The sequence below is a fragment of the Amycolatopsis sp. NPDC003731 genome, assembly GCF_053586895.1.
On sequence record NZ_JBSFNC010000129.1, the window covers coordinates 1 to 26264 of the forward strand.

The 26264-nt window shown below is 72.9% G+C and carries 23 protein-coding genes; 13 read left to right on the top strand and 10 right to left on the bottom strand.

Annotated features, from left to right (window positions below):
* Positions 1-62 precede the first annotated feature (62 nt).
* Entirely contained in the window at positions 63-617 is a 555-nt protein-coding gene (locus tag ACWDN5_RS36170; protein WP_449679448.1) for a CGNR zinc finger domain-containing protein, read from the bottom strand.
* Between the two features lie 82 nt (positions 618-699).
* Between ACWDN5_RS36170 and ACWDN5_RS36175 the strand changes: the two genes are divergently transcribed.
* From ACWDN5_RS36175 to ACWDN5_RS36190, 4 genes are all read left to right on the top strand, one after another.
* Positions 700-1581, top strand: a complete 882-nt coding sequence (locus tag ACWDN5_RS36175; protein ID WP_449679449.1) for an alpha/beta fold hydrolase — start codon at positions 700-702, stop codon at positions 1579-1581.
* Between the two features lie 67 nt (positions 1582-1648).
* Entirely contained in the window at positions 1649-3700 is a 2052-nt protein-coding gene (locus ACWDN5_RS36180; protein WP_449679450.1) for a PQQ-dependent sugar dehydrogenase, read from the top strand.
* Between the two features lie 74 nt (positions 3701-3774).
* Positions 3775-4383, top strand: a complete 609-nt coding sequence (locus ACWDN5_RS36185; RefSeq protein WP_449679451.1) for a TetR/AcrR family transcriptional regulator — start codon at positions 3775-3777, stop codon at positions 4381-4383.
* Positions 4384-4457: 74 nt separating this feature from the next.
* Positions 4458-5219, top strand: coding sequence for an alpha/beta fold hydrolase (locus ACWDN5_RS36190; RefSeq protein ID WP_449679452.1), 762 nt, complete (start codon positions 4458-4460; stop codon positions 5217-5219).
* A gap of 84 nt (positions 5220-5303) precedes the next feature.
* Here the strand turns inward: ACWDN5_RS36190 and ACWDN5_RS36195 are convergent, their stop codons facing one another.
* Positions 5304-6329, bottom strand: coding sequence for a carbohydrate kinase family protein (locus ACWDN5_RS36195; RefSeq protein ID WP_310975866.1), 1026 nt, complete (start codon positions 6327-6329; stop codon positions 5304-5306).
* A 161-nt stretch (positions 6330-6490) separates the two neighbouring features.
* Here ACWDN5_RS36195 and ACWDN5_RS36200 point away from each other — a divergent pair, with 161 nt between their 5' ends.
* The gene (locus ACWDN5_RS36200; RefSeq protein ID WP_449679453.1) at positions 6491-7771 is read left to right on the top strand and encodes a 6-phospho-beta-glucosidase; all 1281 of its coding nucleotides are present in this window, start codon (positions 6491-6493) and stop codon (positions 7769-7771) included.
* On the opposite strand, the gene ACWDN5_RS36205 is transcribed toward ACWDN5_RS36200, so the two are convergent.
* Positions 7768-8469 (bottom strand): SDR family NAD(P)-dependent oxidoreductase, encoded by a 702-nt coding sequence (locus tag ACWDN5_RS36205; RefSeq protein ID WP_449679465.1) that lies wholly within the window; start codon positions 8467-8469, stop codon positions 7768-7770. The two genes, ACWDN5_RS36200 and ACWDN5_RS36205, sit on opposite strands and share 4 nt — an antisense overlap.
* A 196-nt stretch (positions 8470-8665) precedes the next feature.
* Here ACWDN5_RS36205 and ACWDN5_RS36210 point away from each other — a divergent pair, with 196 nt between their 5' ends.
* The gene (locus ACWDN5_RS36210) at positions 8666-9856 is read left to right on the top strand and encodes a cytochrome P450 (RefSeq protein WP_449679454.1); all 1191 of its coding nucleotides are present in this window, start codon (positions 8666-8668) and stop codon (positions 9854-9856) included.
* A gap of 143 nt (positions 9857-9999) precedes the next feature.
* The gene (kstD, locus tag ACWDN5_RS36215) at positions 10000-11721 is read left to right on the top strand and encodes a 3-oxosteroid 1-dehydrogenase (RefSeq protein ID WP_449679455.1); all 1722 of its coding nucleotides are present in this window, start codon (positions 10000-10002) and stop codon (positions 11719-11721) included.
* On the opposite strand, the gene ACWDN5_RS36220 is transcribed toward kstD, so the two are convergent.
* From ACWDN5_RS36220 to ACWDN5_RS36230, 3 genes are read right to left on the bottom strand one after another with little or no spacing between them, the layout of a single operon-like run.
* On the bottom strand, positions 11718-12740 hold the full coding sequence (locus ACWDN5_RS36220; RefSeq protein ID WP_449679456.1) for an LLM class flavin-dependent oxidoreductase: 1023 nt from the start codon (positions 12738-12740) through the stop codon (positions 11718-11720). The genes kstD and ACWDN5_RS36220 overlap by 4 nt on opposite strands.
* 36 nt (positions 12741-12776) lie before the next feature.
* The gene (locus tag ACWDN5_RS36225; RefSeq protein ID WP_310975871.1) at positions 12777-13949 is read right to left on the bottom strand and encodes a Glu/Leu/Phe/Val dehydrogenase dimerization domain-containing protein; all 1173 of its coding nucleotides are present in this window, start codon (positions 13947-13949) and stop codon (positions 12777-12779) included.
* A gap of 20 nt (positions 13950-13969) precedes the next feature.
* Positions 13970-14551, bottom strand: a complete 582-nt coding sequence (locus ACWDN5_RS36230) for a TetR/AcrR family transcriptional regulator (protein ID WP_310975872.1) — start codon at positions 14549-14551, stop codon at positions 13970-13972.
* Positions 14552-14915: 364 nt separating this feature from the next.
* On the opposite strand from ACWDN5_RS36230, the gene ACWDN5_RS36235 reads away from it, so the two are divergent.
* Positions 14916-15704, top strand: coding sequence for a trypsin-like serine peptidase (locus tag ACWDN5_RS36235; protein WP_449679466.1), 789 nt, complete (start codon positions 14916-14918; stop codon positions 15702-15704).
* A gap of 61 nt (positions 15705-15765) precedes the next feature.
* On the opposite strand, the gene ACWDN5_RS36240 is transcribed toward ACWDN5_RS36235, so the two are convergent.
* Positions 15766-16593, bottom strand: coding sequence for a hypothetical protein (locus ACWDN5_RS36240; protein ID WP_449679457.1), 828 nt, complete (start codon positions 16591-16593; stop codon positions 15766-15768).
* Positions 16594-16771: 178 nt separating this feature from the next.
* Entirely contained in the window at positions 16772-17404 is a 633-nt protein-coding gene (locus ACWDN5_RS36245) for a TetR/AcrR family transcriptional regulator (protein WP_449679458.1), read from the bottom strand.
* 87 nt (positions 17405-17491) lie between these two features.
* Here ACWDN5_RS36245 and ACWDN5_RS36250 point away from each other — a divergent pair, with 87 nt between their 5' ends.
* The gene (locus ACWDN5_RS36250; RefSeq protein ID WP_449679459.1) at positions 17492-19192 is read left to right on the top strand and encodes a TIGR03086 family metal-binding protein; all 1701 of its coding nucleotides are present in this window, start codon (positions 17492-17494) and stop codon (positions 19190-19192) included.
* 445 nt (positions 19193-19637) lie between these two features.
* Positions 19638-20408 (top strand): alpha/beta fold hydrolase, encoded by a 771-nt coding sequence (locus tag ACWDN5_RS36255; RefSeq protein ID WP_449679460.1) that lies wholly within the window; start codon positions 19638-19640, stop codon positions 20406-20408.
* Here ACWDN5_RS36255 and ACWDN5_RS36260 read toward each other — a convergent pair.
* Entirely contained in the window at positions 20374-23142 is a 2769-nt protein-coding gene (locus tag ACWDN5_RS36260) for an ATP-binding protein (protein WP_449679461.1), read from the bottom strand. The genes ACWDN5_RS36255 and ACWDN5_RS36260 overlap by 35 nt on opposite strands.
* Before the next feature lie 121 nt (positions 23143-23263).
* On the opposite strand from ACWDN5_RS36260, the gene ACWDN5_RS36265 reads away from it, so the two are divergent.
* Both ACWDN5_RS36265 and ACWDN5_RS36270 read left to right on the top strand, forming a co-directional pair.
* Positions 23264-23821 (top strand): hypothetical protein, encoded by a 558-nt coding sequence (locus ACWDN5_RS36265; RefSeq protein ID WP_449679462.1) that lies wholly within the window; start codon positions 23264-23266, stop codon positions 23819-23821.
* Entirely contained in the window at positions 23818-24321 is a 504-nt protein-coding gene (locus tag ACWDN5_RS36270) for a YceI family protein (RefSeq protein ID WP_449679463.1), read from the top strand. The genes ACWDN5_RS36265 and ACWDN5_RS36270 overlap by 4 nt, the downstream gene beginning before the upstream one ends.
* Here ACWDN5_RS36270 and ACWDN5_RS36275 read toward each other — a convergent pair.
* Positions 24314-24961, bottom strand: coding sequence for a rhomboid family intramembrane serine protease (locus tag ACWDN5_RS36275; RefSeq protein WP_310975880.1), 648 nt, complete (start codon positions 24959-24961; stop codon positions 24314-24316). The two genes, ACWDN5_RS36270 and ACWDN5_RS36275, sit on opposite strands and share 8 nt — an antisense overlap.
* 100 nt (positions 24962-25061) lie before the next feature.
* Between ACWDN5_RS36275 and folP the strand changes: the two genes are divergently transcribed.
* On the top strand, positions 25062-25928 hold the full coding sequence (gene folP / locus ACWDN5_RS36280) for a dihydropteroate synthase (RefSeq protein WP_449679464.1): 867 nt from the start codon (positions 25062-25064) through the stop codon (positions 25926-25928).
* Positions 25929-26264: the final 336 nt, after the last annotated feature.

Below are 26264 nucleotides of genomic sequence, written 5' to 3' on the forward strand. Positions count from 1 at the left end.
CGAATGACTCATTCGGGACCTCCCACGTCCCGAATGAGTCATTCGCGACCTTCCGGCGGGCCTCAGCGCGACCCATCCCGCTGCTCGACCACCAGCCGCTGGTGGCGGGCCGCGCGCACCCGGTCGCCGCAGGTCGTCGAGCACCAGCGGCGGCGGGCGTGCTCGCGGACGTAGTACCTGATGCACCCGTGGGCCTCGCACGGCCGCACCAACGGCCCCAGCTCGCCGCTCACCACCTCGATCGCGTCGCGGGCCAACGCCCCCACCGCCGCGTCGAGGCTGCCCGGCCGGGCGCTGTCCCACGAGCGGGCCGGCCCGGCACCCCAGGTCAGCACCAGTGCGGCCCCGTCCGCGCGGGCCGCCGCGTTCACCGCCGACACCGCCGCCGGGGAGGGCGCAACGCCCGAGGTCAGCGCTGCCACCAGCTCGCGGACCGCCGACCGCAGCTCCGTCAGCCGGCGCAGCGACGCCGCGTCCGGGACAGCCGCCGCCAGCCCGTGCGAGTCCAGCCACGAAACCGCCGAGCCGGGCGTTGCGAGGTCGTCCGCCGCCACGCGCCGGGTGTTGACCAGCGCCAACGCCGGCGAGCGGTCCTCGCCCGGTGCCGCCGTGACCATGTCCGCCTCCCGATGTCCGTCCCCAGAGTGTCCCCGACCGTTGACACCCTACGCCGTCTCATGGATAAATGAGCAAGTAACCATGAGACGCGAGGAGGCAACCGTGCACCACCGCTACGCCACCGTCGACGGCCACCGGCTCTTCTACCGGGAGGCCGGCCCCGCCGGCGCCCCCACGATCGTGCTGCTCCACGGCTTCCCGACGAGCTCGCACATGTTCCGGCACCTCATCCCCGCCCTGGCCGGCCGCTACCACGTCGTCGCGCCGGACTACCTCGGCGCCGGTGCCTCCGATGCCCCGTCCACCAGCGAGTTCACCTACACCTTCGACGCGCTCGCCGAACTCACGCTCGGCCTGCTCGACCAGCTCGGCCTCGGCCGCTTCGCGCTCTACATCCAGGACTTCGGTGCGCCGGTCGGCCTGCGCATCGCGACCGCGAACCCCGATCGGGTGACCGCGATCGTCACCCAGAACGGCAACGCCTACGTCGACGGCCTCGGCGCCGGGCTCCCGCAGAAGCTCGCCGCCGGCACCCTGACCGAGGACGACCTGCGCAGCATGGTCACCCTCGAGGCGACCAAGGCGCAGTACCTCGACGGCGTGCCCGATCCCACGCTGGTCAGCCCGGACGTCTGGATCCACGACCAGGCGCTGCTCGACCGGCCTGGCGCCGCCGCGATCCAGCAGGCGCTGCTCGCCGACTACCACCACAACATCGGCCTGTACCCGAAGTTCCACGAGTACTTCCGGACCAGCCGGGTGCCGCTGCTCGCCGTCTGGGGCGGCAACGACGAGATCTTCATCGCCGACGGCGCCCGCGCCTACGCCCGCGACCTGCCCGACGCCGAAATCCACCTGCTCGATTCCGGCCATTTCGCCCTCGAAACGCACCTGGATTCGATCGCCGGGTACATCCGCGGTTTCCTCGGCCGGGTGCTGCCCGTTGACCGGGACGCCGGTTGACCACCCGGCCGCCGCGCTCGTAGGGTTTTCCCGACCTCCGCCGTCGTCATCAGCCATGGAGGACGGTATGAGTCGACTGATTCGGGCGGGGGCGATCGCGGTCGCGCTCGCCGCCGCGGCGATCACCCCGGCGGCCGCCGCGGACCCGTTGCTGTCACAGGGAAAGCCGGTCACCGCGTCCTCGTCGGGAGGCTGCTGCCCGGCGGCGAACGCGGTCGACGGCGACAGCTCGACCCGCTGGGCGAGCGCGGCCGGTGTCGATCCACAGTGGATTTACGTGGACCTCGGCGCGGCGGTGCACGTCAGCCGCGTCCGGCTGCAGTGGGACGCTTCCTGCGCCACCGCCTACGAAATCGACACGTCCACCGACCACGTCACCTGGACGAAGATCTACGCGACGGACGCGGGCAAGGGCGGCGTCGAGGACCTCACCGCCCTCGACGGCACCGGCCGGTACGTCCGGGTGTACGGCACGAAACGCTGCCGCACCGACTCGTCGAAGGGCTATTCGCTGCAGGAATTCGGCGTCTACGGCTCGGGTGGCGACGTTCAGCCGCCGTCACCGCCCGGCACGCCGACGCTCGTCGGGGTCACCCCCACCAGCGCCACGATCGAGTGGACCGCGGCGACCGACAACACCGGCGTCACCGGCTACGACGTCTACCGTGACGGCCAGCTCTGCGCCAGCACCACCGGCGCGCTCACGGCGACCTGCGGCAACCTCGGCCCGAACGGCAGCTACGGCTTCTACGTCAACGCCCGCGACGCCGCCGGGAACGTCTCCCAGGCCAGCGGGACGCTGCAGGTGAAGACACCGCCGTCCGACGACCACACGCCGCCGTCCGCGCCGACGAACGTGCACACCACCGCCGTGAACAGCACGTCGATCGGGCTCGCGTGGACGGCGTCGACCGACGACGTCGGCGTCACCGGCTACCGGATCTACCACGGCACCACGCAGATCGGGACCTCCGACACGGCGAGCACCACGCTCGGCGGCCTGACCCCGAACACCGCCTACCACCTCCAGGTGCGGGCCGTCGACGGGAACGGCAACCTCGGCGACCCGAGCACGCCGGTCCTGGACGTCACCACCACCGGCGGGTCGAACTGCACGCCGTCGCAGGGGGTCTGCGGTGCCACGCAGGTCGGCACGGACGACGACGTCGTGTGGGGCCTGGTGACCCTGCCCGACGGCACGATCCTCTACAACCAGCGCGACGCGCACGCCATCGTCCACCTGAACCCGAAGACCGGCGCGAAGAAGACGATCGGCACCGTCCCGAACGTGCAGAGCACCGACGGCGAAGGCGGCCTGACCGGGCTGGAGATCAACCCGGTGTCGTTCGCCTCGGACCACTGGCTCTACATCATGCACACTTCGGGCAGCGACAACCGGATCGTGCGGATCAAGTACGACCCGGCCGCCGATTCGCTGACCACGAGCACCGAGCAGGTCCTGCTGACCGGCATCGCGCGCAACAAGTTCCACAACGGCGGCCGGCTGCGGTTCAGCCCGGACGGGAAGTACCTGTTCGCGGGCACGGGCGACGCGCAGAACAGCGGCAACGCCCCGAACACCAGCAGCCTCAACGGGAAGGTGCTGCGGATCAACCCGGACGGCTCGATCCCGGCGGACAACCCGTTCCACAACGCGGTGTGGAGCTACGGCCACCGCAACGTCCAGGGCCTGGCGTTCGACTCCCAAGGCCGGTTGTGGGAGCAGGAATTCGGCAACAGCATCATGGACGAGACGAACCTGATCGTGAAGGGCGGCAACTACGGCTGGCCGTCCTGCGAAGGGACGTCGGGTTCGTGCGACGGGTTCATCGCGCCGAAGAAGACGTACCCGGTGGCGCAGGGTTCGTGCAGCGGCATCACGATCATCCGCGACGCGTTGTACGTGGCCTGCCAGCGCGGGGCGCGGCTCTACCGCGCGGTGATCAGCGGCAGCTCGCTGACGAACTTCCAGACGTTCTTCAACGGCACCTACGGCCGGCTCCGCACGGCCGAGCCCGCGCCGGACGGGCAGATGTGGCTGGCCACCAGCGTGGACGGTGACAAGGACAGCACACCGCACAACAGCCACAACAAGATCCTGCGGGTGTCGGTGGGCTAGGTCCGGCCGGCCCGGTGGTCGGCGGAGCGTGGCACACTTCGTCGACCACTACGCCCGGCAGGAGAGCACCGAGCATGACCGATCGTCCGGCGAGGCGAACGCAGGAGCAACGACGCGCCGAGACCGAGCGGCGCGTGCTGGACGCGGCCATGGCGCTCATCGCGCGCAGCGGCTCGCGCGCCGTCACCCTCGCCGAGGTCGGGGAAGCCGCCGGCTACAGCCGCGGCATCGTCTACCACCACTTCGGCAGCCGGGAACGGCTGCTGGAAGCCGTGCTCGACGCGGCGCAGCGGTTCGACGTCCCCGCCTACGACGGGGACGGCCTGGAGCACCTGGTGCGGATCGTCGAGGCGTACCTGCGCAACGTCGTGCGGCGCACCCCGTCGGCGCGCGCCTTCCTGCAGCTGTGGGGCGAGGCGATCGCGGCCGACCCCCTGCTGGCGCCGCTGTTCGCCCGCCGGGACGCCGACTTCCGGCAGCTGCTGGCGGACGTCCTCCGCCAGGGCGTCGCCGACGGGTCCGTCCGGTCCGACGTGCACCCGGCCGCGGCCGCTGTGCTGGTCGTCGCCCTGGTCCGCGGGACCGGGCTGCAGCTGATCGCCCAGCCCCCGGTGCGCAACGTCCCCACCCTCATCCGCGAGGCGACGCGCTCGGTCCGCGCGGCGTTCGCCGTCGCGCCGTAGTTTCCGGCCGTGGCCGCCCGGCGCCGGCCGCTGCTATACTTACTTGCATACATGCACGCAAGTTAGGAGTGGAGATGGCTGTTCCCCTGGTACTCGTGCACGGCAACCCGGAGAACTCAGGCGTGTGGGGACCGCTGATCGCCGCCCTCGGCCGGGACGACGCGGTGACGCTGTCCCCGCCCGGTTTCGGGGTGCCCGCGTCGGACGGCTTCTCCGCCACGGTGGCGGGCTACGGCGAGTGGCTCGCCGCGCGGCTGGAGCAGTTCAAGGAACCGGTCGACCTGGTCGGCCACGACTGGGGCGGCGCGCACGTCGCCCGGATCGCGATGACCCGCCCGGACCTGATCCGCAGCTGGGCCTCGGACGCACTCGGCCTCTTCGCACCGGACTACGTCTGGCACGCGCGGGCGCAGGTGTGGCAGCAGGAAGGGGCGGGCGAGGCCTCGGTGAAGGAGATCTTCGGCGGCAGTTTCGAGCAGCGGCTGGCGGTCGTCACCGCGCTCGGGATGACCGGCCCGGCCGCGGAACGCGTGGCCGCCGGGATGGACGACGGCATGGGGCGGGCGGTGCTCTCGCTCCTGCGGTCGGCCGCCCAGCCGGCGATGGCCGAGGCGGGCCGCGACCTCGCGAAGGCCCGGCAACGGCCCGGGCTGGCCCTGATCGCCCTCGCGGACGTCGACCAGGCCAGCGGAACGCCCGCGCAGCACCGGTTCGCCGGCGAGGCCGCCGGTGCCGAGATCGCCGAGCTCCCCGGTACCGGGCACTGGTGGCCGGTGACGGACCCGCACCCGGTGGCGCGCGCCCTGACCGCGTTCTGGTCCCGTTTGGACGGTTAGCCGCCGAGGCCGCGCTGACGTCGCAAATGACTCATTCGGGACCTCCGGCGTCCCGAATGAGTCATTCGCGGCACCTGGGCCGGGTCAGCGCCAGCTGTCGTCGCCGAAGCCGAGGGTCACCGGGCCGCGGCGGGTGCCGGCCACGGTTTCGGACGGCAGCACGTCGTCCAGGAACGCGTACTCCGGGCTGCGGGTCCGCGCGTGCCACTGCGCGATCTCGTGCCAGCCCGGGGCGGCCAGCGCGCCGCCGAAGTGCTGGACCGACAGGCTCGCGGTCAGGCACGCGAACCGCAGCCGCTCCACCAGCGGCCAGCCCGTCAGCGTCGCGGCCACGAACCCGGCGCCGAACACGTCACCCGCGCCCGTCGCGTCGAGCACGTCGACCGGCAGCGCCGGGACCGCCGCCGTCTCGCCGGTCGTCCCGTCCACCGCCAGCACCCCCTCGCCGCCGCGGGTGATCACCGCGATCGGGACCAGCTCCGCCAGCCGGGCCAGCGCCGCCTCGGGTGTGTCCGTGCGGGTGTAGCGCATCGCCTCGATCTCGTTCGGCACGAACGCGTGGCAGCACGCCAGCTGCTCCAGCAGCGCCGGCGACCAGGCCTCGGACGGATCCCAGCCGACGTCGGCGAACACCAGGCTGCCGGACTGGTGCGCGGTGTGGACCCACTCGGCCGTGTCGAGGCCGATGTGCGCCACCGTCGCCCGGCTCGGCGGCGGCGAACCGGCGAGCTCGGCGACCGGGACGGGCGGCGGGTGGCCGTGGGTGACCATTGCGCGGTCGCCCGCGTAGGCCAGCGAGACCGTCACCGGCGAGTGCCACTCCGGGAACCGCCGCGACCGCGACAGGTCGATGTGCTCCTGGCGGGCCAGCACGTCCCAGCAGTAGCGCCCGTAGACGTCGGTGCCGAACGCCGCCGCCAGCGACGTCCGCAGGCCGAGCCGGCTCAGCGCGACGGCGAAGTTCGCGATCCCGCCCGGCCCCGAGCCCATGCCGCCGGTCCACACCTCGGTGCCCGGCGCCGGCGGGTGTTCGAGCCCGGTGAAGACCAGGTCGAAGAACAGCAGGCCGGACAGGAAGACGTCGACTTCGGGGGTGGGCTCAGCCGGCACGGGCGCCTCCACGGCGATCACTCGGGTGGTCGGCCCGAGCCTGCGTCAGCGAAGGGAGAATCGCAAGAGCTGGGCCGTTTCGGCCACGGATTGCGTGCTCCCGGCTGCTAGGGTCGGCGAATGCGGCACGGCTGTCACCCGACCGAGCGAAGTGACCTCCAGTGAGGCTGGCGATCCTCGGCGGCGGCGGGTTCCGCGTGCCGCTGGTGTACGGGGCGCTGCTGGACGGCGCCGAGGTCACCGAGCTCGTCCTGCACGACGTCGACGCCGGGCGCCTCGCGGCGATCGAACGGGTGCTGGCCGAGCAGGCCGACGGCGTCGCGGACGCGCCACGGGTCCGCACCACCACCGACCTCGCCACCGCGGTGTCCGATGTGGACTTCGTGTTCTCGGCCATCCGGGTCGGCGGCCTGCGCGGCCGGCGGCTGGACGAGCGGATCGCGCACGCGGAAGGCGTGCTGGGCCAGGAAACCGCCGGTGCCGGCGGGATCGCCTACGGACTCCGGACGGTCCCGGTCGCGGTCGCCCTCGCGCGGCTGGTCGGCGAGCTGGCGCCGCTGGCGTGGGTCATCAACTTCACCAACCCCGCGGGGCTGGTCACCGAAGCGATGGCCGCGCACCTCGGCGGCCGGGTGATCGGCATCTGCGACTCGCCGGTCGGGCTCTGCCGCCGCGTCGGCCGGGCCCTCGGGATCGACGCGGCGGCGGCGAAGTTCGACTACGCGGGGCTCAACCACCTCGGCTGGCTTCGCTCGGTGCGCGTCGGCGGCGAGGACGTCCTGCCGCGGCTGCTGGCCGACACCGCCGCGTGCGAGTCGTTCGAGGAGGGCCGGCTCTTCGGCGCGGACTGGCTGCGCACGCTCGGCGCCATCCCCAACGAATACCTGCACTACTACTACTTCGCCCGCGAGGCCGCGGGTTCGGAGTCGCGCGGGGCGTTCCTCCTCGAGCAGCAACGCGGTTTCTACGCGGACCCTTCGCTGGCCTCGTGGGCACGCACACGCCTGGAACGCGAAGCGACGTACATGGCCGAGGCGCGCGAAGGGGAGCGTGACGACCTCGAAGGCGGCGGCTACGAGAAGGTCGCGCTGGCCTTGATGCGCGCCTTGGCGCACGGCGAACGCACGACGCTGATCCTCAACGTCCGCAACGGTTCCGCGCTCCCGGGCGTGGCGGGCGACGCGGTCGTCGAGGTCCCGTGCGCGGTCGACGCCGGCGGCGCCCGCCCGCTCGCCACCGGACCCCTCGCCGACCACGCGCTCGGCCTGGTGACGACGGTCAAGGCCGTCGAGCGGGCCGTGATCGAAGCGGCGACGACGGGTTCGCGGGCGGCGGCACTGCGGGCGTTCGCGCTGCACCCGCTGGTCGGCTCGGTGCCGGTCGCCCGGCGGCTGCTCGACGCCTACGCCGCCGCGCACCCGGAACTCGCCCACCTCGCCTAGACCGCCGCCATCGCGTTGAACTCCGCTTCGGCTTCCCGTTCGGTGTAAACCTGCCACGCCCGTTCGGCGATGTCGTCCGGATCGAGCGTGCCCACGCTGAAGCCGTGGTCCTGTGCGGTGAACACGCGGTGGATGTCCCCGCGCTCGATGAGGCCGCCGATGGTGAGGATTCCGGCGTGAACGCCGGTTTCACGCAGGGCCTCGTGCAGCGTGAGCACGTACATCCGCAGCGCCGCCGACGCCGGGGCGAGGCTGCCGAGCATCGGCATCGGGTACTTGCCGCTCAGGCCACCGGCGAAGAGCAACGACCCCGAGCCGCGCTTCACCAGGCCTGGCAGTACCGCTTCGACCAGTTGCGCCGCCGGGCGCACGACGGAATCGAACGTGGCGCGCAGGGTGCCGGCACCGGCTTCGGTGAGCGGCGTGATGCCCGGGCCCGCCGTCGCGTCGGCCGGCCCGAAGTACACCGTGTCGATCTCGCCGGCGTCGGCGGTGATGCGGACGAGCACGTCGCGGAGCCGGTCTTCGTCGGTTACGTCGGCCGTGTAGGTGCGGGCATCGATCCCGGCCAGTGACGCGCGGTAACCCGCGTGCCGCCTGTCGGTGCGGGAAACCAGCGCGGTCGTGAAGCCTTCGCGGCCGAACCGGTGGGCGATCGACAGGCCCAGTCCGGGGCCGGCACCCAGGACGGCGAGCACTTTCGGCAAGGGAACCTCCTCAAGTTGAGTACGTTCTCAACTTAGCCGCAAGTTGAGGAGGACGTCAACTTACTGTTCGAGGTCCACATAGGACACTGCGCGGGTGAGGCCGTCCGGGCGGTTTCCGGCGTCCGGACGGGTTTCCCGTGGTCGACCGCCTTCCGCGGCGCCGGGAGCGGCGCCCATCATCGGCGGCATGACCGCTGTCTACCCCGCCGAGAAGGACCACCCCGCCGTCCCGATGGGGGAGGTCTACGCCGGGCACCCGCCGGTGTCCCGGATCGCGTTCCCCAGCGGGCACGAGGGCTGGCTGGTGACGCGCTACGACGACGTCCGCACGGTCTTCTCCGACCCGCGGTTCAGCCGCAACCTGCTGTACCCGGGCGCGCCGTGCCTGATCGAGCCGGGCGATTTCTCGACCGGCGAGCACAGCATCCTGAACATGGACCCGCCCGACCACACGCGCCTGCGGCGGCTGTCGGCGCAGGCGTTCACCGTCCGCCGGATCGCCGCGCTGCGGCCCCGGATCCAGGAGATCGCCGACGAGCTCGTCGACGCGATGATCGCGCACGGGCCGCCGGCGAACCTGGTCGAGGAGTTCGCCTTCCCGCTGCCGACGCTGGTCATGTGCGAACTGCTCGGCGTCCCGTTCGCCGGCCGCGCGCGGTTCGCGCGGTGGTCGCGCGTGATCGTGACGCCGATGCAGCACGCGCCCGCCGACGTCGAGCAGGCCCGCCGCGACGGCGCCGAGGACATGGCCGCGCTGGTGGCGGAGAAGCGCGCGCGGCCCGCGGACGACTTCCTCAGCGCGCTGGTGCACGCCCGCGACGAGGACGGCGACCGGCTCACCGAGCCGGAGCTGATCGACCTGGCCACCCAGCTACTGCTCGCCGGCCACGAGACGACGGTCAGCTTGATCGGCTGCGGGATCGTCCTGCTGAGCCGGCACCCGGAGCAGCTGGCGGCATTGCGCGCCGACCCCGCGCTGACGCCGGGGGCGGTCGAAGAGATCATGCGCTACGACGGCCCGGTGGACTCGTCCCTGCTGCGCGTCGCGCTGGAGGACGTCACGCTGAGCGGGGTCCTGGTGCGCCGCGGGGAGGCGGTGCTGGCACACGTCGGGGCCGCGAACCGGGACGAGAACGCGTTCCCGTCGGCGGCGGAGTTCGACATCCGCCGGAAGGACGCGCCGCAGCTCGGCTTCGGGCACGGCATCCACTTCTGCCTGGGCGCGGCACTCGCCCGGCTCGAAGGGGAGATCGCGCTGCGGGCTCTGGTGGACCGGCTGCCGGGGCTGGACCTGGCGGTACCGTGGGAGACGATCGCCTGGCGGCCGCCGCTGTCGGTGCGCGGGCCGGAGGAGGTGCCGGTGACCTGGCGGGGATGAGCCCTGCGCCGAATGCCGGTTCCCATTGACTCCGGCGGCCGAGCCGCGCCGCGCGGGACTGCTCCACTCGGGTAGAACCTGTTCCAGTTCGGGGCCGTGCCGGAGACCATGACCCTCGCCGTTCCCGCGAGCGAGGAGTCGCCATGGATGCCGACCTGACCCGCCGCCAGCTCCTCCGCGGCAGCGCCGCCGGGGTGGGCCTCGCCGTCACCGCCGGGCTCGCCACCCCGGCCGCCGCGGCGGCGGCCGAGTACGACGTCGTCGTGGTCGGCTCCGGAGCCGCCGGCATGACCGCCGCGCTGACCGCGGCCAAACGCGGGCTGAGTGTCGTCGTGCTCGAGAAGGCGCCGACCTTCGGTGGGTCCGCGGCCCGGTCCGGGGCCGGCATCTGGATCCCCAACAACCAGGTGCTGCTCGCCGCGGGCGTCCCGGACACGCCCGCGAAGGCCGCGCAGTACCTCGCCGCCGTCGTCGGCCCGGACGTGCCGGCCGCGCGTCAGGAGGCCTTCCTGCGCAACGGCCCGGCGATGATCTCGTTCGTCCTGGCCAACAGCCCGCTGCGGTTCCGCTTCATGGAGGGCTACAGCGACTACTACCCGGAGCTGCCGGGCGGGCTGCCGAACGGCCGGTCGATCGAGCCGGACCAGTTCGACGGGAACCTGCTCGGCGCCGAGCTGGCGAACCTGAACCCGCCCTACCTCGCCACCCCGCCCGGGCTCGTCGTCTTCAGCGCCGACTACAAGTGGCTGAACCTGGCGCTGGTGAACGCCAAGGGCGCCGCGGTCGCCGCCGAATGCCTCGCCCGCGGCACCGCCGCCGCGCTGGCCGGGCAGAAGCCGCTCACCATGGGGCAGTCGCTCGCCGCCGGCCTGCGCGTGGGCCTGCAGCGGGCGAACGTCCCGGTGCTGCTCAACACCCCGCTCGTCGACCTGAACGTCGAAAACGGCGCGGTGACCGGGGTGGTGACGCCGAGCGGGCTGGTGCGGGCCCGGCGCGGGGTGATCGTCGGCTCCGGCGGGTTCGAGCACAACGCGGCGATGCGCGCGCAGTACCAGCGGCAGCCGATCGGCACCGACTGGACCGTCGGCGCGAAGGAGAACACCGGCGACGGCCACCGTGCCGGGCAGCGGGCCGGTGCCGCGCTCGACCTGATGGACGACGCCTGGTGGGGCCCGGCCATCCCGACCCCCGGCGACCCGTACTTCTGCCTGGCCGAGCGGACCCTGCCCGGCGGGCTGATCGTGAACCAGGCCGGGCAGCGGTTCGTCAACGAAGCCGCGCCCTACAGCGACGTCGTGCACACCATGTACGACAAGAACCCGGCGGCGCCGGACATCCCGGCGTGGCTGATCGTCGACCAGAACTACCGCAACCGGTACCTGTTCCGCGACATCGCGCCGCTGCTGCCGTTCCCGGACGCCTGGTACAGCGCGGGCGCGGTCTTCAAGGCGTCGAGCGTCCAGGGGCTGGCCACGCAGATCGGCGTGCCGTCCGCCGTCTTGAAGTCCACTGTGGACCGCTTCAACGGCTTCGCCCGGTCCGGGGTGGACCCCGAGTTCCGCCGCGGCGCCAGCGCGTACGACCACTACTACACGGATCCGTCGGTGACGCCGAACTCCTGCCTGGCCCAGCTGAGGCTGGCGCCGTACTACGCGCTGCGGCTGGTCCCCGGCGACCTCGGCACGAAGGGCGGCATGCGCACGGACGCCCGGGCGCGGGTGCTGCGCCCGGACGGCTCGGTGATCCCCGGCCTGTACGCGGCGGGCAACGCGAGCGCGGCGGTGATGGGCCACAGCTACGCCGGCGCGGGGTCGACCATCGGCCCCGCGATGACGTTCGGCTACATCGCCGGCAACGACGTCTAGAACTCCTTTTCCACCAGCGGGAGCACCTCGGTGCCGAGCAGTTCGATGGCCCGCATGACCTCGGCGTGCGGGACACCGGACCAGTCCATCTGCATGGCGTACCGGTCCGCGCCGGTGAGCTTGCCGACCGCGATCAGGCGTTCGGCGATCTCCTGCGGGCTGCCGACGAACAGCGCGTTCGCGTCGCGGGTGTAGTCGTCGTACTCCGCGCGCGTCGGGACCGCCCAGCCTCGGGCGCGGGCGCCGTACTTCATCGTCTCGAGCCAGTACGGGTAGAACGTTTCCTTGGCGTCCTGGGACTTCTCGGCGATGAAGCCGATCGCGCCCATGGTGACGTGCAGGTCCTGCTGTTCGCCCGCTTCCCCGGCGCGCCGGTAGAGGTCGACGAGCGGGGCGAAGCGCTCGGGCTGCCCGCCGATCACCGCGTACACCACCGGCAGGCCGAGCAGGCCGGCGCGGATCGACGACTCGGGGTTGCCGCCGGTGCCGACCGAGATGCGCAGGCGGTCCCCGTACGGCCGGGGCAGGATCCGCGCGTTCTCCAGCGGCGGGCGGAACTTGCCGGACCAGGTCAGCGGGTCTTCGCGGTCGATGCGCAGGAGCAGGGCGAGCTTCTCCTCGAAGAGCTCGTCGTAGTCGCCGAGGTCGTTGCCGAACAGCGGGAACGACTCGGTGAACGACCCGCGCCCGGCGAGCAGCTCGGCGCGGCCGCGGCTGAGCTGGTCGAGGGTGGTGAACTGCTGGTAGAGGCGGACCGGGTCCTCGGTGCTCAGCACGGTGACGGCGGAGCTCAGGGTGATCTGGTTCGTGACGCTCGCGGCAGCGGCCAGCACCGTGCCGGGGTTCGAGATCGCGTACTGGTCGAGGTGGTGCTCGCCGAGGCCGTAGAAGCCCAGGCCCAGCTCGTCGGCGAGCTTGATCCGCTCGAGGGTGTTGGCCAGCGTCTGCGCGACGGTGGGCTGGTCGCCGGTGCGCGGGTCCGGCGCGCGGTCGCCGAAGCTGTAGATGCCGAGTTTCATACAACGCTCAACTACTTTGGGGGCGGATTCGTTCCCTCACCCGAACCGGGCCTGGATGGCTTCGAGGTTCTTCTCCGACAGCTGCAGCGCGGCGTCGCGGAGGCTGAGGCCGTCGAGCGTGGCGACCTCGAACATGCCGGTCACCAGGCCGCGCATCCGGGTGCGGACCTTGCCGAAGGCCTCCTCGGCGTCCGCGCCGACGTCGCCGAACAGCGTCCACCACCACCAGGAGTTGGTCGCCGAGTTGGCGACGAAGTCCGGCACCACGCGGATCCCGCGCCGGTCGAGGAGCTCCTCGGCGTCCGGGGTGACCGGCAGGTTCGCGGCCTCGACGATGAGGTTCGCGCCGATCTTGGCCTGGTTGTCGGCGTCGACGCAGTAGGAGATCGCCGCTGGCACCAGCACCTCGGCCGGCACGTCCAGCCACGCTTCCGGGGGCAGCAGCTCGTCGCCGGGCTTGAGGTTGTCGCGGTCGATGCCGCCGAAGCGGTCGCGGTGCCGCAGCAGGTTTTCGACGTCGAGCCCGTCCGGGTTGGCGACCACCCCGCGCACGTCCGAGACGCCGACGACGCGCAGGCCGGCGTCGGCGAGGAAGCGGGCCGTGGCGCCGCCCATCGCGCCGAACCCCTGGAGCACGACCCGGTTCGGCCGGTCGGCCATGCCGAGCAGCTCCAGCCCGGTGAGCGTGGCCTGCGCGACGCCGAGGCCGCCGACCAGCTCGTCGAGCCCCAGGCCGCCGACCTCGATCCGGAAGGCCTCCGCGAGCCGGGCGGTCGCCGCGTCGCGGTCTTCGAGCAGCGGGTAGACGGCCTGCACCGGGCTGAGCAGGCCGATTTCGGCGATGACGCCGTCGATGACGTCCTGGCGCAGGCCCAGGTCCTCGCCCATGGTCCAGTACTGCTCGATGAGCGGCCGCATGGCGTGCAGGTACCGGGCGACGACGTCGCGGGCGCGCTCGTCGTAGGGGTCGAAGTCGATGCCGCCCTTGGCGCCGCCGAGGGGGATGTAGCGGCCGTCGGGGTCGTAGTTGAGGCCTTCCTTGAGCGTCATGCTCCGGGCCAGGCCGCGGACCTCGAACAGCGAGCAGCCGCGGCGCATCCGCAGGCCGCCGCTGGCGACGCCGCGCACGAGCCGGTCGATCACCAGGTACCCGCGGCACCCGGTGACGGGATCGGTCCACGCCACTTCGAGCAACGCCGTTCCGCTCATCGCCCCTCCTGATCCCCCGGTCAACACCCGAGCTCGTGCGCCATCGCCTGGGCGACCCACCGGTCGCAGTCCCCGGTGGTGACCGTGCCCTCCCGGGCGACGACCTGGACGGCGAGCCCGTCGAGCAGCGCGGTCAGCCGCCACGCGGCGCCGTGCGGATCGGGGCACCGGAAGGTCCCGGCCCCGACACCCTCCGCGATCAGCGCGACGACGGCGTCCCGCCACCGCAGGTCGAGCCGCTGCAGCACGGCCCGCAGGGCGGCGTCCCGCATGGCGGCGGCACCGGCTTCGATCCACAGCGGCCAGTTGTCGTGCTTGGTCGGCCCGTACAGGGCGAGGACGGCCCGCAGCCGCTGGTCGGCGGGACCGCTTTTGCCGAGCTCCTGGTTCAGCTTGCTCAGTTCGTGCTCGGCGGCCTGCCGGAAGGCTTCGATGACGAGCGTTTCGAGGGTCCCGAAGTGGTAGAAGATCAGCGCGGTGCTGACATCGAGTGAGTGAGCGACATCGGCGGCCCGCACCCCGGCGATCCCCCGGGACCGGATCTGCGCGAGAGCGGCCCGCACGATCTCGTCCCGCCGCACGGCAACGGCCTTCCGCATCATGCGGTCACCGTACCGAGGGCGCCGGGAGCGCGGGAGGCGCCGAATGTGGGTTCCTCGGCCTGTGCGGACGGTCAGGAGCGCAGGTGAGGGTGGGCGACCCCGGCCGCGCGATGGCGCTCGGATCGGTGTGACCGGGCGGCGGCCGGGCTGTGCAGCGGCCGGGCTGGGCGGCGGGCAGCGAGGCTACTGGTGTTGGTGGCGGCGGGCGGCGGGGCTTGCGAACCGGCGGCTCGGATCGGCGCGCGCCCTCGGAGGCGGGTGGCCCCGCGGCAGCCGAGCCTGTGCCGCGCTGTGAGGTCACTATGAGGTCGCTGTGCATCGGCCCGCGCACGCTGCGGACGCGGCGTCCCTGTGGTGATCTGGACTGGTGGCGATCAAGTTTCCCCGCATCGCGCTGACGGCCGCGGCGGCGTTGCTGGTCCTGGGGACCGGGCTGGTCCTCGGCACCGGCACGACCGCCGACGACGCCTACGCCGCGGGCGCGATCGCCACCACTCCCGTCCCCGCCGTAGAACCGGCAAAGCCCGCCGCAGCACCGGCGAAGCCCGCCGCAGCACCGGCGAAGCCCGCCGCGTCCCCGGTCGGCGCGCTGTTCGCGGACGGGAGCCACTTCTGCACCGCGAGCGTCGTCCACTCGGCCGCCGGCGACCTCGTCCTCACCGCCGCGCACTGCGTCCGGGACGGCATGACCTTCGCCCCCGGCTACCACGACGGCGTCGCGCCGTTCGGGCAGTGGACGGTGACCTCGGTGGCCGTCGCCGGCGGCTGGACGGCGTCGAACGACCCGGACCTGGACTTCGCGTTCCTGACCGTCCGGCAGGCCGGAAACCCCGCTTCCCTGGAAAGCCTCACCGGCGCGAACGTGCTCGGCACGAATCGCGGGTTCGAGCACCGGATCACCCTCACGGGCTACCCCGACACGACCGATTCCCCGGTGGTCTGCGCCGGGGACACGACGCGTTCCGACATTTATCAGCTGCGCGTGGCGTGCCCCGGTTTCCCGGACGGAACCAGCGGCGGGCCGTGGGTCACCGGCGGCGCCGTCATCGGCGTGATCGGCGGTTACCAGCTCGGCGGCGACACCCCGGACGTTTCCTACAGCGCCTATTTCGACGACGACATCGCGAAGCTGTACGCCTCGGTCACGGGCTGAGAACGCGAACCGGGCCCGTGTCCCTGGCGGAGGACACGAGCCCGGTTCACCTCAGAACCTCTCAGCAGGTCACGATGAGCCCAGTGAGCGCCGAGCACGTCTTCGACGCGCTGTCGTTGGCGGCGTTGGGATCCGCGGGCGAGCTCGCCGTCCGCTTCGCCGTCGTGGTGTACGAGCCGAGCGCGAGCAGGCCGCCGTTCACCGAGAACTTCGGCGTCGCCGACGCGCCGCCGGCCAGCGAAGCGACGTCACAGTTCACGGTCCGGGTGCCGCTGACGTGGGTGCAGCCGCTGCCACTGGCGAACGACAGACCGGCCGGATACGTGGCCACGACCCGGGTTCCGGTCGCCGTGGCCGGGCCGTTGTTCGTCACGGTCACCGTGTAGTCGATGCGCGCGTTCAGCCCGCCGTGCCCGGTGGCGCCCAGCGCGACCTTGACGTCGGCCTGCGTGGACGGCTCGGCGACGGTGATCACGGGGCCGTCGAAGGTTTCGAAGGCGTAGTTGTCCCCGACGAACTGGTGCTGCAGCGTGAACTGCCCCGGTGCCGCGGTGTCCTTGACGCGCAAGGTCCACACCGTGGTCCTCGTGCCGCCCGCCTCGAGGTCGCCGAAGGCGGCGCGGTAACTGCTCCCGGCCTGGAAACAGCCGACGGCCGTCGTGTTGGTGCACGACACGATGTCGGCGACGTCGACGATCGCGGTCGGCGTGCCGTAAATGGCGCCCTTCGCGAAAGTCACCGTGAAATCGCGGTCGTTGTGAATGGTTTGCGTGACCGTGAACGTCTGTCCCGGAAGCACCGTGGTGGGACTGACTTCGACGGAACTGGTGGGCGTGTCCGCCTGCGCGGCGGGGGCGATTGCGATGAACGCCGTGGCCAGTGCGGCCACCGAAGACAGGATCGTGGTCCGTCGCCAGCTTCTTTGCATAGTCGTCATCTCGCTGTTCCGGTCCGGGAATGCCGCTCTGACTGATGGTGCATTGGGGTCTTTTTGGACAGCCGACGCTGATCAGTCGTCGCACTCCCGGAATTCGTTACCGCCATCCGGACGCGTTGCGGCACCGCCGTCAGGAGGGACGCCAGCGGCCGTTCATCTCACCCGGCCGCGGCGGCGGGCCCGGCAGATCCGGGCCTTTCGCCGACAACCCCTCGATGAGCAGCGCGAGGTACCGGTGGCGCAGCTCCGACGTCCGGTCCGGGTCGTCGACGCGGATGGCGGCGCAGCACTCGAGGATCATGCCGATGTCCTCGGCGACGGCGTCCGCGCGCAGCCGCCCGGTTTCGTGCGCCCGCTCGACCAGGCGCTTGGTCAGCTCGCCCGCCCGCCGCGCGTCCCGGCCCATCTCGGGGGTCGGGGTGAACGTGCCGGCGAGGTGGACGGTCAGGGAGTGCACGTCGAGTTCGACGACCCGGGCCAGGAAGCCGGTCAGCGCCGCCCAGCCGTCCGGCTCCTCCGCGGCGACTTCGGCCTCGCCGATGTACATGAGGAGCCCGTCGTGGCAGATCTTGCAGAGCAGGGCTTCCTTGCTGGGGTAGCGGCGGTAGAGCGCGCTGATGCCGACGCCGGCGCGTTCGGCGACCTGCGAGATCGGGGCCTTCGGGTCGCCGAGGAAGACGTGCCGGGCGGCGTCGAGGATCACGAGGTTGTTGCGGGCGGCCTGACCGCGGCGGCCGGGCAGGGCGGTGTCTGTCTCGCGCATCGGCCGAGATTACCACTGGAACGGATCGTTCCGGTCTGCTACAGTTCGGAACGAAGCATTCCGTTCCACCCTTCCGAGGAGTTCACCATGACGGTCCCCGCCCTCCGCCCGTTCCGCGTCGAGATCCCGCAGGCCGCCCTCGCGGACCTGGAGAACCGCCTGCGCGGGGCGCTGTGGCCGGACGAGCTGCCCGCCGAGTACGGCGTCACGAACGAGCGGGTCCGCGCGCTGGCCGAGTACTGGCTGGAGAAGTTCGACTGGCGGGCGTTCGAGGCGCGGCTGAACGCGTACCCGCAGTTCGTCGCGGAGATCGACGGCGAGGACATCCACTTCCTGCACGTCCGCTCGTCGCGGGAAGACGCGACGCCGCTGGTCCTGACGCACGGCTGGCCGGGCTCGATCGTGGAGTACCTGGACGTGATCGGCCCGCTGACCGAGCCCGCGTCGGCCGACGAGCCGGCGTTCCACCTGGTCATCCCGTCGCTGCCGGGCTTCGGCTTCTCGGGCCCCACCCGTTCGGCGGGCTGGGACACCCACCGCACGGCCGCGGCGTGGGCCGAGCTGATGAGCCGGCTGGGCTACGAGAAGTACGGCGCGGTCGGCAACGACGGCGGATCGATGATCTCGCCGGAGATCGGGCGGCTCGCGCCGGAGAAGGTCGTCGGCGTGCACGTCACGCAGTTGTTCTCGTTCCCGTCCGGCGACCCGGCCGAGATGGCGGACCTGAGCGAGGCCGACCAGGCCGCGCTCGCGCACCTGCAGTGGTTCTCGGAGAACATGTTCTCGTTCAACATCCTGCACAGCCAGCAGCCGCACACGCTGGCGTTCGCGCTGACGGACTCGCCGCTGGGCCTGCTGGCGTGGAACGCCCAGCTGTTCGGCGAGCACCTGGACCCGGAGTTCGTGGTGGCGAACGTGGCGCTGTACTGGCTGACCCGCACGGGCGGCTCGTCGATCCGCTTCTACTACGAGAACGCCCGCGCGACGGCGCACCCGGAGGGCCCGACGACGGTCCCGACGGCCCTGGCGATGTTCAAGGGCGACTTCCAGTCGATCCGCAGGTTCGCCGAGCGCGACCACGCGAACATCGTCAGCTGGAACAGCTACGACGTCACGGCGACCGGCGGCGGCCCCCGCGACGCGGCGGGCCACTACGCGGCGCACGAAGCCACGGAGGTCCTGGTGGCGGACATCCGCAAGTTCTTCGCGGGCGTCCAGGCCGGCTGGCCGCTCCTCGAGTCGGCCCACGAAGCCCTGCGGGCGGCGATCGCGGGCGTGACGGACTGGTCGGCCCCCACGCCGTGCGCGGAGTGGAACGTCACCCAGGTCCTCCAGCACGCGGCAGGCGACCAGCTCGGCTACGCGGCGGCGATCACCGGAACGGGCGGCCCGGACTTCAACCCGTTCGCCCCCTCGGGTTCGCTTTCGGTGACGGCCTCGGAGTTCCTGGAGCCGACCTTGGCGGCGGCGTCGGCGGCGTTCGCAACGGTGTCCCGGAACGCCGAGGCGGTCCCGACCCCGTTGCCCCAGGGAGCCCTCCCGGCCCCGGTAGCGGTCGGAGCGGCAGCTTTGGACGCGGCGGTCCACGCTTGGGACATCGCGGTGGCAACGGGCCAGAAGTCACGGCTGACGCCGGCGTTGGCGGCCCAGCTCCTCCCGGTGGCCCACCAGCTGGCAGAGCCCCTCCGCGGCTTCGCGTACGCCCCGGCGCTGAACCCGTCCCCGGCCGACGACGCAGTGGCGACGCTCCTGCGGTACCTGGGCCGCAACCCCGAGTGGACGGCTTGAGCCCTGAGCGGGGGAGCGGGAGTGCCGGGAGCCGCAGTGACGGCGCCCGGCACTCCCGCATGCGCACCCCTCGCGCTCGCGGCTCTCGCGCTCCGCATCATCGGTACCCGCGCCGCCTACGTCGGCTTCCTCCGTGCTGGCGGCTTTCGGTGTGCACGTGAGCCGCACCCGCACCCTCCGCACCTTCCGCACCGCCGCCCCGGCTTCGCCCGAACCCGCGCCCTTCCCGCCCGCGCCCGCCCTACCGGCGCCCGCTGCACCGCCTTCGCCCGCACCGTTCGCGCCCGCGGCCTCCGCGCCCGCTGCTTTTGCCCCACAGCCACACCTGCCGCGTCGCCTCCGCGCCGCACCAGGTTCCCGGCGGCGCACCACCCGACCTGCCCGAACGAGCCGCCTTCAGCGCGAAACCGACCCAAAACCCCGACTCACCACTAGCCTCCCAACCATGACGGCATCGGTCACCTCGCCCGACGGGACGGTCATCGGCTTCGAAACCCTCGGCGACGGCCCGCCGATGGTTCTCGTCCACGGCACCGGCGCCGACCACACCCGCTGGGCCGCCGTCCGGGATCGGCTTGCCGAGCGCTATCGCCTCCACCTCGTCGACCGGCGCGGCCGCGGCCTCAGCCGGGCCGAAGCCGCCGACTACGACATCCGGCGCGAAGGCGAAGACATCGCCGCCGTGGCCGAAGCCGCCGGGGGCGATGTCTACCTCCTTGCGCACTCCTACGGTGCCCTCTGCGCCCTGGAAGCCGTGCTCACCACCGAAGCCGTCAGCCGCCTGGTCGCCTACGAACCGCCTCGGCCGGAGCCCGGCGGGTCGGTAGTCCCGCCCGAGGCGCGGCGCCGGATGCGGGCCGCCGACGATCCCGAGCAGATCCTCGAAATCTTCCTTCAGGAGGCGCTCCGGGTGGACGTCGAGGCCATGCGCCGCACCCCCGTCTGGCGCTCGCGGGTGGCCGCCGCGCACACGATCCCCCGGGAACTGGACGTCGTCGAAAACCTGGTCTTCGACGCGCGGCTCGGCGAGATCGCCATCCCCGTCCGGCTGTTCGCCGGCACCGAAAGCCCCGGCTACCTTCGGCTGGCCGCCCACGCCGTTGCCGAACTGATCCCCACCGCCGACGTCGTTGCCATGCACGGCCAAGCCCACCAGGCCATGGACTTCGACCCCGGCCAGTTCACCGAGGCGGTGTTCGCGTTCGGTCCGGCGTGAGACCGCGGCGGTGTGCCCACGCCGCCACCTCCGTCCGGTTCGCCAGGCCCAGCTTCGCCAGCACACTGCGGACGTGGCTCTCCACCGTCCGCTCCGACACCACGAGCCGCTGGGCGATCTGGCGGTTGCTCAACGCTCCGGCCACCAGCGTCACGATCTCGCGCTCCCGGCCGGTCAGCGGGTCGGCCTCGGCGCGGACCCGGTCGAGGAGCGCCGCCGCGTCCCGGACCCAGCCGGGCATGCCGAGCCGGCGGGCCTCGTCGGCCGCCTGGCGGGCCAGGGGCTCCGCGCGGGACAGGTCTCCGAGCGCCGCCAGCTCGGCCGCCAAGCGGACGCGGTTGTGCACGACGTACGGCCGCGCGCCGAGCCGGGTGTCCCAGGCGATCGCCTCCTCGAACAACGGCACCGCCTCCGCGTGCTGCCCGAGGATCGCCGCCAAGCGGCCGGCCCAGCTGCTGGAGCAGTCGCTGCAGAACGTGCCCGCCCCGCCCGAACCGACCGGGGACGCGCCGGCCACCTGCTTGGCCAGCCACTCCGCCGTTTCGACGTCCTCGAACGCCTCCAGCAGCGGCAGCAGGTTCGGCCCGATGCCCGGTGCCTGCCCGATGAAATCGGGGTCGCGCAGGCGGGGACGCAGGGCGTCGTACGCCGCGCGCGCCTCGTCGCGGCGGCCGGTGACCAGCGCGCACAGCGGCCGGGAGATGACCGTGATCGGCAACGGCGGGGCGATCGCCAGCAGCTCGTCGTAGCCGTCCGGGAGCTCCGCCGGGTCGCCGACCACCTCCGCCAGCTGCTGGGCGAACGCGAACGACATCCCGACCGCCGAGCGGTCCTCGGCCAGTTCCGCCTCGGCGAGCTCGCGCGCCAGCCGGTTCTGCGTGCGGGCTTCGGCGAACGCGCCGCGGTAGGCCGCGACCGAGGCCCGCAGCCGCAGCTCGTGCCAGCGGACGAGCGGCAGCCGGGTCGTCGCCGCCAGCGCCGCGATCGCGGCCAGCTCGGTGTCGACGACCGGGATCGTGCCGACTTCGAACGCCGCGTCCAGCCGCCACTTGTGCCCCCACAGCGCCACCAGCGGCCGCGCGGGGCCGCCGAGGGACACCGCGAGCGCGCCCAGCCGCAGCCGCTCGGCCAGCGGGAGCTCGAACGGCCGGATCTTCATCCGGGCGCGGACGGCGTCCAGCACCGCTTCCTGGTCGCCGGACAGCTCGGCCAGCGCCAGCGCTTCGGCGGCGGTTCCGACGGCCTCGGTCGCCCGCCCGTAGTCGGCGGTGACCGCCGCCGACTGGGCCAGGAGCTTCGCGCGCACGGCCGGGTCGGCAGCCGGCCCGATCGCGGCCAGCGCGGACGCCGTCAGCTCGGCCATCCCGGGCAGCAGGTCGGGCGCCGAGGTGTCCCGGACGACGAGCGCCGCGGCGGCGGCGAGCGCCGGATCCGACGTCAGCTCGGCGGCCTCGCGCGCGTGGCCGAGGCTGCCCGCGAACCGGCCCGCGCGGTACTCCGCCGTCGCCAGCTCGACGAGCAGTTCCGCGAGCCCGTCACGGCTGCCCGCGCGGCGGCGGCAGTCGAGCGCGAGGGCCAGGAACCGGGCGGCTTCGGTGAACGCCAGCGAGCGGGTGGCGTCGCGGGCGGCCGCTTCGGCCCAGTCCGCGGCCCGGGCAAGCGCGTCCGGGGTCGCCGCGGCCCGGAACCAGTGCCCGGCCACCACGCCCGGCTCGGCCCGGTGCTCCAGCGCGGCCGCCGTCCGGGCGTGCAGCTGCTCGCGGACGCCCTGGTCGAGGTCGGCGTAGATCCCGTCGCGCACGACGGCGTGGGCGAACCGCCGCGAGCCGGCGACGGCGGGCCGCAGGACCCCGGCGCGCACCGCGCGGTCCAGCGCCGCGACGACGTCGTCGTCCGGCCGCCCGGCCACTTCGGCGACGACGTGCGCGTCGACCTCCTCGCCGAGCACCGAGGCGATCGCCAGCAGCTCCCGCGTCCCGGCGTCGAGCCCGGCGACCGTGGTGCGGACGAGGTGCCGCAGCTCGGCTTCGCCGCCGCCGGTCGCCGCGGACCGGGCCACCGCCTTGAGGTAGAGCGGGTTCCCGCCCGAGCGCCGCAGCGCGTCGACGGCGTCGGCCCCGGCCCGGCCGACCTCGGCGAGGTACGCGCGGACGTCGGGCTCGGTCAGCGGCTCGAGGCGCAGGCTCTCCGTCCCCGGCCGGCCCAGCAGCTCCGGCAGGGCCTCGAACAGCGGGCCGGCCGCGTCGGTGTCCCGGTAGGTCGCGATCACGGCGAGCCGGGACCGGCGGATCTCCCCGGCCAGGTGCCGCAGCAGCCGCAGGGAGGCCTCGTCGGCCCAGTGCACGTCTTCGAGGACGACGACGAGCCCGTCCGGCGCGGCCGCCGCGACCAGCGCGTCGGCGGCCAGCGCGACGAACCGGAACCGGGCCGCGACCAGGTCGGCGCCGGCGCGGTCATCGAGGTCGGCCAGGGCTCGCGAGACCTCCGCGCCCGCCGCCGGCAGGGCCTGCAGCACCCGCCGCCACGGCCACAGCGGCGGGGCGCCCGGGTCGTCGACGCACCGGCCCCAGACCGCGGCCGGGCCGGTGACCGTCTCGGCGAGCCGGGTCTTGCCGATGCCGGCCGGGCCGCCGACGAGCACCAGCGCGCCGGTGCCGCCGTCCGCCGCCGCGAGCCACGCGCGCAGGTCGGCCACGGCACCGGCCCGCCCGACGAACGGTTCGCTGCGCGTCACCCGAGCAGTATCCCCTCCGTGCCCGGTTTGCGCGGTGGTCTCCGTACTGGCACTGATGTCCGGACGGCGCTCGCGGCCGAGAGTGACTCCCAACGCGGTGACCAGCGAAAAGGAGCACCTCATGCACGCCACCATCCACCAGTACCGGAGTCCGCTGGGGACGCACGACCTGGCCGAGGGCGCCCTCGGCGCCGCCACGCTCGCCCAGCTCGGCGGCCCGGCCGGCGCCGTCGTCACCTTCTGGCCCGACGCCGCGGCGGCGGGCGAGGCCGCGGCCCGGCGGCCCGCCGGGACCACCTGGCTCGACACCGGCGTCTACCGGGTCACCGACGCGCACTGGGCGTCGGACGCGGCCTCCTACGCCCAGCTCACCTGGTTCGACGGGCCGCGGGGCGCCGAGCAGTCGGCCGCGGAGCTGCGCGCGGGCCGCGAGCGCATCTGGCCCGCCGTGCGGGATCTCGAGGGCGTCGGCGCGAGCTACACCCTCATCGCCGAAGACCGGTCCCTGGTCGTCGTCGGGTTCGGCGCGTCCGTGGCGACGATCGAAGCCGTCCAGGAGGCGATCATGGCCACTGAGCTGCTGGCCGGCGAGGACCCGGCGCTGCTGCCCGGCCCGGACCGGGTCGACCTGCACCGCGTGCGGCACGCGGCCCTGCCGGCCCCGGCGGGTGCGCGATGAGCCCGCACACCGCCCCCGCGCTGCGCGCCGGGACCTGGACCGTCCGCAGTGGACGGACGACGGCGGGCTTCGAGGTCCGCAACTTCGGCTTCAACCGCGTGCACGGCACGATCCCGGTCCGCACGGGCCGAGTCGAGGTGCGCGACGGCGCCGTGACCGCGGTGCACGCCGAGCTGGACCTGGGCGCGCTGGACACGCGGAACGAGCGTCGTGACCTCGACCTGCGCAAGCCGAACCTGCTCGACAGCGCCGCTCAGCCGGACATGACGTTCGCGGCCACCGGCGTCCGGAGGCAGGACAACGGCTGGGAAGTGACCGGCGAGCTGCGGCTGCGCGGGACGTCGTGCCCGCTGACGCTGACCGTCGAGCCGGTCACCGCCACCCGCGTCCGTGCCACCGGGACGCTGGACCGGGCCCCGCTCGGCCTGCGGGTCCCGCGCGCGGTGATCGGCCGGTACGTCCGGATCGACGTCGAGGCGGAGCTGGAACCGCCTAGCTGAAGTCCTTCGGGAGCAGGGTGGTCGCCGCGTCCGGCGCGGCGACCGCCTTGGGCCGCCGGTCGCGGAAGATCCAGCCGCCGACGATGCCGCCCAGGAACCCGAACAGGTGACCCTGCCAGCTGACCCCCTCGTCGGTGGGCAGCAGGGAGACGAACGTGTAGGCGAAGCACAACGCCATCACGAGCCCGATCACGATGTCGATCGGGTGCCGGTCGAACAGCCCGCGCACGATGATGTAGCCGAAGTAGCCGAACAGCAGGCCGCTGGCGCCGACCGTGACCGTGTGCGACGGCGTGATGAACCAGACGCCGAGCCCGCTGGCGACGATGATCAGCACGCTCACGCCGAGCCACTTCTTCACCCCGCGGTAGGCGGCGAGGAACCCGAACACGAACAGCGGCCCCGAGTTGGCCTCGATGTGCATCCAGCTGGCGTGCATGAACGGCGAGGTCAGGATGTCCGGCAGCGACCCCGGGTCCCGCGGCTCGATGCCGAACTCGCGGCTCAGGTCGTAGCCGTCGACGGCGTTGACGATCTGCACGAGCCACATGACCGCCAGCAGGGCGACCATCGCCCACAGGGCCTTCTTGGCCTCGGCGATCATCAGTTCGGCGTCGCTGCGGGCCGGTTCCTCGCTCATTTCGTTTCCCCCCTGCTCGGTTCGCGCGCCCGAGAATAGCCGCCGCGGGGCCCGGCCGGCGGCGTTCCGGACCCAGCCGTGACCTGGCAGGGTGGTGACCATGACGTCACACCGGCCGGAGATGGTCTTCCGCGGCCGTCGCATGCCCGGCGACCGAGCGTTGGTCATGGCCATCGTCAACCGGACCCCCGACTCGTTCTACGACAAGGGAGCCACCTTCGCCGACACGGCGGCCATCGAAGCGGTGGACCGAGCGGTGGCGGCGGGCGCCGACATCGTGGACATCGGCGGCGTGAAGGCGGGCGAGGGCCCGGAGGTCGACGTCGACGAGGAGAGCAGGAGGGTGGTCCCGTTCGTCGCGGAGGTCCGCCGCCGCCACCCGGAGCTGGTGATCAGCGTCGACACGTGGCGCCACGAGGTGGGCCGCCAGGTCTGCGAAGCGGGCGCGCACCTGCTCAACGACACGTGGGCGGGCGCCGACCCCAAGCTGGTCGAGGTGGCCGCGGAGTTCGGAGCGGGCTACGTGTGTTCGCACGTCGGAGGGATGCCGGTCCGCACGGACCCGTACCCGAAACCCACCGCAGAGCGCCCGTTCTGGCCGAGTTACGAGGACGTCGTCGCGGACGTGATCGCCGAACTGACGACGGCGGCCTCCCGGACGGTGGCGGCCGGGGTGCCGCGCGAAGGGGTGCTGGTGGACCCGACGTTCGACTTCGGCAAGAGCACCCGCCACGGCTTGGAGCTGCTCCGGAACTTCGACCGCCTGGTGGAGACGGGCTGGCCGGTGTTGGTGGCCCTGTCGAACAAGGACCTGATCGGCGAGACGCTGGACGTACAAGCCCACGACCGCTTGGCCGGAACCCTGGCGGCAACGGCAATAGCGGCAAAGGCAGGGGCGGCGGTGTTCCGCGCACACAATGTAAGAGAGACGCGCGAGGCAGTGGAGGCGGTAGCGGCATTCGCGTGATTCAAAGGAGGGAGCTGGGTGGTCATCCCGTCGCCTGAGGCCGTGAAAATCGCTTTGAGCCGGGCCCGCAACCCACAGCGCGGGGCTGGATGACGACGCAAGCTTGCGGGCCCGGCTCAAAGTGATAGGCCTCGTTCAGGCGACGGGATGGCCACCCTGCGGCCCACCTCCTCAGGGTGGGCTGACAGCGCGAAGGGGTGGTCATCCCGGAGCCTGCCTGTCCGGCGAGGACGCTTTTGTCTTTTCTGCCGCGGTAGGGCGGGTCCGACCTCCCCCGCCCCTCCGGTGGGATTCTCAGTCGTCGCCCGGGTGTGTCAAGGCGGGAAAGCGTGCCTT

Bases quoted from the DNA above. Each gene is read 5' to 3' on its own strand.
- ACWDN5_RS36220 (WP_449679456.1), bottom strand. From the start codon at position 12,740: ATGAAACTCGGCATCTACAGCTTCGGCGACCGCGCGCCGGACCCGCGC.
- kstD (WP_449679455.1), top strand. From the start codon at position 10,000: ATGGATGCCGACCTGACCCGCCGCCAGCTCCTCCGCGGCAGCGCCGCC.
- ACWDN5_RS36270 (WP_449679463.1), top strand. From the start codon at position 23,818: ATGAGCCCGCACACCGCCCCCGCGCTGCGCGCCGGGACCTGGACCGTC.
- ACWDN5_RS36245 (WP_449679458.1), bottom strand. From the start codon at position 17,404: ATGCGCGAGACAGACACCGCCCTGCCCGGCCGCCGCGGTCAGGCCGCC.
- folP (WP_449679464.1), top strand. From the start codon at position 25,062: ATGACGTCACACCGGCCGGAGATGGTCTTCCGCGGCCGTCGCATGCCC.
- ACWDN5_RS36225 (WP_310975871.1), bottom strand. From the start codon at position 13,949: ATGAGCGGAACGGCGTTGCTCGAAGTGGCGTGGACCGATCCCGTCACC.
- ACWDN5_RS36275 (WP_310975880.1), bottom strand. From the start codon at position 24,961: ATGAGCGAGGAACCGGCCCGCAGCGACGCCGAACTGATGATCGCCGAG.
- ACWDN5_RS36190 (WP_449679452.1), top strand. From the start codon at position 4,458: ATGGCTGTTCCCCTGGTACTCGTGCACGGCAACCCGGAGAACTCAGGC.
- ACWDN5_RS36185 (WP_449679451.1), top strand. From the start codon at position 3,775: ATGACCGATCGTCCGGCGAGGCGAACGCAGGAGCAACGACGCGCCGAG.
- ACWDN5_RS36250 (WP_449679459.1), top strand. From the start codon at position 17,492: ATGACGGTCCCCGCCCTCCGCCCGTTCCGCGTCGAGATCCCGCAGGCC.
- ACWDN5_RS36230 (WP_310975872.1), bottom strand. From the start codon at position 14,551: ATGATGCGGAAGGCCGTTGCCGTGCGGCGGGACGAGATCGTGCGGGCC.
- ACWDN5_RS36170 (WP_449679448.1), bottom strand. From the start codon at position 617: ATGGTCACGGCGGCACCGGGCGAGGACCGCTCGCCGGCGTTGGCGCTG.
- ACWDN5_RS36210 (WP_449679454.1), top strand. From the start codon at position 8,666: ATGACCGCTGTCTACCCCGCCGAGAAGGACCACCCCGCCGTCCCGATG.
- ACWDN5_RS36180 (WP_449679450.1), top strand. From the start codon at position 1,649: ATGAGTCGACTGATTCGGGCGGGGGCGATCGCGGTCGCGCTCGCCGCC.
- ACWDN5_RS36175 (WP_449679449.1), top strand. From the start codon at position 700: ATGAGACGCGAGGAGGCAACCGTGCACCACCGCTACGCCACCGTCGAC.
- ACWDN5_RS36265 (WP_449679462.1), top strand. From the start codon at position 23,264: ATGCACGCCACCATCCACCAGTACCGGAGTCCGCTGGGGACGCACGAC.
- ACWDN5_RS36255 (WP_449679460.1), top strand. From the start codon at position 19,638: ATGACGGCATCGGTCACCTCGCCCGACGGGACGGTCATCGGCTTCGAA.